This window comes from Lentilactobacillus parafarraginis DSM 18390 = JCM 14109, from assembly GCF_001435895.1.
GTDB lineage: Bacteria > Bacillota > Bacilli > Lactobacillales > Lactobacillaceae > Lentilactobacillus > Lentilactobacillus parafarraginis.
The window spans coordinates 1-6834 of sequence record NZ_AZFZ01000086.1 but is presented as its reverse complement, the minus strand read 5'-3'; the positions used below and the strand labels follow the sequence as shown (position 1 = coordinate 6834).

Below are 6834 nucleotides of genomic sequence, written 5' to 3'. Positions count from 1 at the left end.
GCTTTAAAATACAAATCTGATATGCTCTAACCGAATCACAAAGCCTCAAACGATGAATGTTTTGTGATTCAGCAGCGTGTGTTGTTTTCTAGTTGCCTAAGGCAACTTCTTTTATTTTTAACAGCTAAATAAAAATGGACTAGGCAGCTCTTTGCTAGCTACTTAGTCCATTGGTTTTAATTTATTTTTTAACTATCCTTAACTTGTCCTGACGGACTAGTCCGCGGTATAATTAATCTATAAATTAGATTTCAATGTTCAGTCGATTTTAACTTGGCGGTTTCAAATCGACTGAATCTAAGTAGCTGGGTGTTAGCTACTTGCTAATAAGCAAAAAATCTCAATCCCAAGTGGATTGGGATTTTTTGCTTATTAACGTGATCTATTAATATTCGGTTGTTAAATTAGCTTTAGTTTAGCACACCGTTTTTAACGCAACAATAACTATTTTTGCTGATTGAAGTTGTATTTTAGATAGATTGACTTCAAAATAGAGAAAGAGCATTTCTAATTCAAACTGGGTGGTGATTAACCTTGGTCAAAACAATTAAACAACTTGCAGATGAATTAAAGGCTCCAAACAAACTACTCAATATCACTACCAAAGACTACCAGCAAAGAATCAACAAAAGAACAGTCAGAAGCTGTTTAGTATCTTTGTTGCTGATTATCCAAAGTGGTCTACCGTTTATGGCACAACTGTGAGCGTAAGCTCAATACCAGTCTTATAATGGTTTCATTAGCTTTTATCAGGTCACTTCTTAAAAGATACTAAACAACTTCTATAAATTTGCTCTACATTTAATTACAAATTATTTAGGGGCAAATAATCGACTCCAAAAATTACTATGCTTTTCATTATTTGCCTCTCTCGCATCCATAGAGGGACTTTCTGATTCTTGGTTAGTATTTATATTATCTTTATTTTTATCGCTCTTAAAAGTGCTCTCATAGGATTTTATTTCCTTGTTTTCTAATTTATTCAATTTGTTTTGGACATCTAATTGCAATCTTTGAGATTGATCAAGCAATTGTGTTAAGTCTTTAATGTGTTCATCTTTGTTTGTTAACTGTTCTTTAAGAGTTTGCACTTCGTTTTCTAAAGTCTTATTTAAAATTTTATATTCATTCTCACCATTATTGTCTTGCTTAAGCTTTAAAGAACTATTTGTAAAGTATTCTTTAATTGACTTAACATCTTTATCTTCTATTTGGTAGTGCCCATTGACTTTATTAGGCTGTAAATCCTCGGGAAGCTTTGCAATGATTTGGTAAACTCTTACACGACTAACGTTTAATTCTTTAGCTATTTCATTTATTGTCGCCATATATTTCTTAAACCTCCTTTGCTAAAAGTTTATTTAATCTTATCATGTATTTGTAAAAGATTAAAATATTGTAATAAGAGGGATTCATTGTGAAGAAATTATTTGTATCAATATTATTTGTAATTTCATTATTTACACTATTTATTGTTAGTCCAAACAATGCTAGTGCCAAGAATTTAAAATATGGCTTTAGAACTGCCACACTTCCAACACACTATCTAGGAATTTGGGATAATCATTTATATGGTCATAGATACGTTTTAATGTACGTTAAAAATCGGCATACTATTTATTACAAAGATGATTATGAAACAAATAAATCAATAACATGGAATGAAAAAAATGGCTTTCTTCATTTTATTGTTGCTAAAAATAAAAGTTTAGATAAAAGTTCAAAACGTTTCTATATGTATAATCCCAAAGAAAATTTTTGTACCTTATATACTAAACATGGTCACGTCTACGTTGGTGCAGATATCTCTAATTTGAAAATGCATAGATTAAAGAAATAACATTAAGGTCTACCCTAATGTAATCACTAAAGATGCTGATTTTTGCTAGTAACAAATAAGTGTTCCGCAGCTTGTCTGAAGAGTTGATTTTGAGTAGAGATCTATTAGGTTAGGCTGCCAAGTTACAGCAGAGTTAAATTAAGCGGTTCAGTTGGTTGAAGTAGGTTAACCGGTTATACTGTTAAATGAAACAATGATTACCATTAATGGAGGAAGAAATCATGAAAAAAATCATTTTAACCGCCTTAACCTTAGGAGCTTTAGCGGGTGGCGTAGGCTTTTTAAATAATCAGTCAACCTTATCGGTACAGGCTAGTACCACGTATACATGGGGGAAAACTAAGACCTATCCGAATCCACAACCATTTTATTATGCAGGAAAATCATCCGTTTATTTATGGAGCAAATATCACACAACAAAACTCCATAATTTAAAAAATTACCCGAAGACCACTTGGTACCTTTCCAAGAGCGTGCAAATGAAACATAATGGGAAATCAGCGATTTATTACGCTGTCACCAGTGGTAATGACAAAGTCAGTGGTTACATTTGGCGTGGTTATTTAACTAAGGGAATTAATCCAATCGTCACTAATTCTACAACAGCTGCGGAATCCACAATTATGGATTTATTTACAGGAGCTACTCCTGACTCACAACTACAAACTATCGCTAATAAAAATGTTAGTATTGATAGCTATAATGACTACCAATCCATGCTGGATCCGTCTGAACAAAACCGTTTTGTCTTACTATCTATCGCTGGACCATCAAATAGTACGGTGTCTAAGGAATTAATAAATGGTGATTTAAGTTACAAAGATTATGCTAAAGAACAAATAACTAATGCTTTAACTAATTTTGATCAACGAGATACCGATGAATATAATTTGATTAAAGGAAAAAACTTGACTGACTTTAATGGTTGGAAGATTGCTGTTAAAGCTTTGCCTATTACTTCTGCTGCTTACGGAGGAGCTTTTATTCTGCTAATTGCCCCAGCTAGCTAAAAATGACATTAGTATCCTTTTTAGGGGGAGTGCTAATTAAAAAAAGAAAGATTCTTGTAAAATCAACGTTTTAAAGATTAATTTTACAAGAATCTTTCGTTTTTTAAAATCGATTTTGAATAACTTTAATCCCAAAAGCTTTTATCAGCCGTATAAACTCTATTTTCCAAGGTTTTTGTAGCATAAGGAAGATCATGGTAGGAAATGCCAATATACAAATCCGAAGATCCAATTTGAATTCCTTCGGTTTCGATATTTTGGTCTGCCCAATTGGTGTTTCTTAACTCAACCTGAGTTCCAGTTGTATGCCCCCAAGTAAATTTAGTTACTCCAGGAGTATCTTGAGTCGGATGATTGTCACTGGCAGCTTGACCGCTAGAAACGTATACGGCATAGCTGTTCGACAGATCATAGCCTTGAATTGAAGAACTCGTTAAAGCACTTCGGAAGTTAGCAATTGAATAATACGGAGTTGTTACACCAGTAGAAAGCATACTGGTAGCTTCATCCAAGCGAACGTAGCCATGATCAGCATCTACTTTGTCCATAGCGTTGTTCAAGGCTTCGTTATCGTATAAAGTAAAATGTGAGGTACCATTCGTATCAAGACCCGCAATTAATAAAGTGGCTCGATCACTGGACAGTGCTCCCTCAACTCGTTCAAGTGTGCCATACGAACTACCATCCAAAGTGGCATGATTCAATAAGGCCAAGCGAGTCACACTAGTATTCCCGTTATAAGGCGTATCCGTTGAAGTATTAGGACTATACTGAACCCGAGCTAATTGAGTTCCCCAATTTTCTGATCCACCATTAGGTTTAGTAACTACCCACCAATAATCCTCACCATTATGACTAAAATATTCCCAGGTTTGACCATGACCAAAGTTATTAAGATACATTTGCTCACCAGAAGAAAAATCTAAGTCATAGGTGTTGGTAACATTGGTTTTGGGAATTCGAGAAATAACCACATTAGTATTATCATTAATTAGTTGTAAAGCGTAAACATAAGTTGCACCGACATAAACTTTCTGAACCACGTTAGCGGATGGGAGATTTAATAGACGATATTTTAAATAGGCTGGTTGTGCCATTTTAAAGACTTCTTTCTTTATTTTTTAACCACCACAATTCCGGAATTCTTGTTTATCAAATCGATTTGATAGTTATAGTGTAAAGCAGTTTTCTCACGAAAAACTGCCATGTTGCTGCCACTTTACTGCCAAATCACTGCCATTCATCTCATAGCTTTTTTACCAACAGATTTTGCGGACAAACTCCAGCAAATTTCCATAATGCTTGCTTCTGATCACGAAAAAAGGTTCGATCAGCCAAATAATCCAAGTCGTATTTCTGAGCAAGAAATTGACTTGTTTTTGAAGTCGACCAGCGTTTTAAAAAACGAGCTCTTAATAAATCGGCAGCAAACGCCTCGTGTGGGCCTAACTTGCCTAGTACCTGTAATAGCTGTTCCCGTAAATGACATTCTTTGAGTGCCTTCTGGTAACGCCTCTGAACCAGCTGTCGATTATCTAATTGCGGTTGTTGCAATAATAAAATAGCTTTGTTGAGTTGAAATTGCCATCGTTGATAATTCATTAAAAAATCTTTGGTAGCTCGTTCAGTGGCTCGATCATCGATTAAAGTTGATTGATTAGTTGGAAACATTATCTTCACCTAGCCTTTGTTCAAGAACACACGTTTGCTTAAATTACACGAACGCGTGTTTGGATCTGTCAAGCGACTTTTTTCCTTACGTCCATTGATTACCAATCAGTCCCCAGTTTTAGTTGCCACATAGTACAAAAATTAAGTTCAAAAGTGTTTAAGCACTTGAACTGAATCTATGCTAGGAAAATCCTAGGATGCTTTTTCAAAAATTAAGAATCCCAATTTAATAACATTTAATCAACTTAAACGTCCTAGGATTTTGCTACACACTCCCCTATTCTGCACAAATATTACAAGAAACAACTGTAGCATTTTCCTAGGACTAAATATTGCAGTTGTCGTAAGGGCTTGGACGCCGACACTGTCGGCTCATCTTTTTACAAAACGGCTTAATTTTGTAAAAAATGCACAGTCCCTTTATGCTCTTTAGAATTTTTACAGTTTGAGCATAGCGAAATCTAATACAAATATTTAGGATAAGAACATAGAATTTATTCTATGTATAAGTGCGCATTGACCTCGTTTCACTCGGTCTGCTGATTACCCACCACTAATTTTAGTGTTCTTTATCTAGTTTCATTAACTAGGCCTGCTTTAAACACACTCCTTAGCCATAATAGCTCTCATTGATTCGTTATTAATTTTAACTAGATAATTAAAACAATTAGCAACATGAGGTACACTAAAAAATAGCCAGATAAGTATCTTTTTACAAGAACATTAAGCCTATATATTTCCTAAACTATTTCTTGTCTTTATCCTCTTTCTTAACGGGAAAAGTAGCAATCCCAACACCGACAGCAACAGCAAAAACAGTCTCAATTAAATCATGATTTTGATTTTCAAACACTGCATAATAAATAGCAAATAACCCAATTGCCAATAAATAGCGAAAAATAACAATCCAAATCTTTTTGCTCATAAAGCCACGCCTCCTAGAACAAGTTGCTCATGCTCAGTTTAATCAATATAAAAAACTATTCTCGCTAATTCATGTAGCTAAAAAAGAGCATAGTTCCCCCTGGAGACTGCTAAGCGCATTTTTAAGCTAAACTAGTCAATCAGTGATCAGTTAAAATGATTAGCCCGATGATTCGAGTTGGCTAAGCCGGTTAAAATTGCTCGCTGATTATTCGTATAAGCAGTTTTATCACTCTTTTAATATAAATATACGGGTAACCGCTAAAATTGCTTATCGGCGATTTTAGAGCTAATTAAAGAGGGCTGCTTGATGCTGACCTGTTTCAGGATGTTCAGCTTGATATTTAGCGTTGGCTTTTTTATTCCACCAAACACCAAATAGGTTTTGCATGGTGCCGTACAAGTAGTTTTCCACGTTCTTTATATGCTTTTCATTGCTTCTTAGGGCGTTAAAGTAGCGTCTCAAGGCTTTAGTCATCAAAGATTTTAGTTCTTCATCGTCTAGTGGGATTAGAACGCCAATGTCCTGATGATCCTTCTCAACTCGGTACTTAGCATTTAAGATAATGCCAATGAACCGGCGCATTTGTTGTGGAGTTCGGCACCAGAAGCTAAGTAATTGCACGGCTTCGGGTTCTAAGAAAACGGGGAGCCCACTGTCTTCATCAGTTAAGAAGTCATTAGCATGGTTCACCAAATCCTTGTTTTGCTTTTCTAGTTCTGCTGGTGAGAATTGGGCTGTGGAAAAGTCCAACTTTTGAGTATCTATATTGTATCTATTAGTATCTCTTTCTTTAAGTTCTTTATCTAGATCGTGTCCGATTTTCGGATTTTCGCTCGTAGCAAGGGTTTGCGGGGTGTCGTCAACGAACTTTCGCGAACGTCCGATTTTCGGATTTTCGCTCGTAGCAAGGGTTTGAGCGGTCTCCCGCGAACGTCCGATTTTCGGATTTTCGCTCGTAGCAAGGGTTTGCGGCTCTTTTTGAGCATATTCACCGCGTAAATAGACGTCAGTTGACTGCATATCTAGTTCGGCCAGGTAAAGTCGATTGGGTTCGTTTTTGCCAGTTTTGGGATTGAAATGCATGGCTTTTTGATAAAGTAGTCCTGCACGTTCCAAGTCTTTTTTCACGGCTGCTAACTTATCATTTGAGCAGTCGAATAAATCTTTAAGTTCTTGATTGGTAAAAATAAAGTAGACGTGCCCTTCCTCATCAATCCAGTGATTGCGTAAAGAATACTCTAGCCGGTCTTTTAGTACCATGTAAGCTAGCTTAGCGGCATCACTTAATCCTCGATATTGCTGGCTATACATCAATACTTTTGGAAACTGGAAGAACAAGGCCCCATAAACGTTATCAGCTTGATAAAACTTGAAATTTGTTTGAT

General features: G+C 35.6%; 7 protein-coding genes and 2 pseudogenes. 4 read left to right on the top strand and 5 right to left on the bottom strand.

What is annotated here, in order from left to right; translation table 11 throughout:
• Positions 1-534: 534 nt before the first annotated feature.
• Together FD47_RS15910 and FD47_RS15395 are read left to right on the top strand one after the other, a co-directional pair.
• Positions 535-641 (top strand): annotated as a pseudogene (locus FD47_RS15910) (DUF536 domain-containing protein); the annotation flags it as partial.
• A 44-nt stretch (positions 642-685) separates the two neighbouring features.
• Positions 686-775, top strand: a pseudogene (locus tag FD47_RS15395) (IS5/IS1182 family transposase); the annotation flags it as partial.
• A 37-nt stretch (positions 776-812) separates the two neighbouring features.
• On the opposite strand, the gene FD47_RS13100 reads toward FD47_RS15395, so the two are convergent.
• Positions 813-1328, bottom strand: a complete 516-nt coding sequence (locus tag FD47_RS13100) for a hypothetical protein (RefSeq protein ID WP_054736404.1) — start codon at positions 1326-1328, stop codon at positions 813-815.
• 89 nt (positions 1329-1417) lie between these two features.
• On the opposite strand from FD47_RS13100, the gene FD47_RS13095 reads away from it, so the two are divergent.
• The gene (locus tag FD47_RS13095; protein ID WP_054736405.1) at positions 1418-1840 is read left to right on the top strand and encodes a hypothetical protein; all 423 of its coding nucleotides are present in this window, start codon (positions 1418-1420) and stop codon (positions 1838-1840) included.
• A gap of 221 nt (positions 1841-2061) precedes the next feature.
• Positions 2062-2850 (top strand): hypothetical protein, encoded by a 789-nt coding sequence (locus tag FD47_RS13090; protein WP_054736407.1) that lies wholly within the window; start codon positions 2062-2064, stop codon positions 2848-2850.
• Between the two features lie 125 nt (positions 2851-2975).
• On the opposite strand, the gene FD47_RS13085 is transcribed toward FD47_RS13090, so the two are convergent.
• The 4 genes from FD47_RS13085 to FD47_RS13070 all read right to left on the bottom strand — a co-directional run.
• Positions 2976-3947 carry a helveticin J family class III bacteriocin gene (locus FD47_RS13085; protein WP_054736409.1) on the bottom strand — a complete coding sequence of 324 codons (972 nt, stop codon included), beginning with the start codon at positions 3945-3947 and terminating at the stop codon, positions 2976-2978.
• A 148-nt stretch (positions 3948-4095) separates the two neighbouring features.
• On the bottom strand, positions 4096-4521 hold the full coding sequence (locus tag FD47_RS13080; protein ID WP_054736410.1) for a hypothetical protein: 426 nt from the start codon (positions 4519-4521) through the stop codon (positions 4096-4098).
• Between the two features lie 745 nt (positions 4522-5266).
• The gene (locus tag FD47_RS13075; protein ID WP_054736411.1) at positions 5267-5446 is read right to left on the bottom strand and encodes a hypothetical protein; all 180 of its coding nucleotides are present in this window, start codon (positions 5444-5446) and stop codon (positions 5267-5269) included.
• Positions 5447-5734: 288 nt separating this feature from the next.
• The coding region (locus FD47_RS13070) for a replication initiator protein A (RefSeq protein WP_056980783.1) at positions 5735-6834 on the bottom strand (1100 nt) is incomplete at its 5' end.

Bases quoted from the DNA above. Each gene is read 5' to 3' on its own strand.
- FD47_RS13100 (WP_054736404.1), bottom strand. From the start codon at position 1,328: ATGGCGACAATAAATGAAATAGCTAAAGAATTAAACGTTAGTCGTGTA.
- FD47_RS13075 (WP_054736411.1), bottom strand. From the start codon at position 5,446: ATGAGCAAAAAGATTTGGATTGTTATTTTTCGCTATTTATTGGCAATT.
- FD47_RS13090 (WP_054736407.1), top strand. From the start codon at position 2,062: ATGAAAAAAATCATTTTAACCGCCTTAACCTTAGGAGCTTTAGCGGGT.
- FD47_RS13085 (WP_054736409.1), bottom strand. From the start codon at position 3,947: ATGGCACAACCAGCCTATTTAAAATATCGTCTATTAAATCTCCCATCC.
- FD47_RS13080 (WP_054736410.1), bottom strand. From the start codon at position 4,521: ATGTTTCCAACTAATCAATCAACTTTAATCGATGATCGAGCCACTGAA.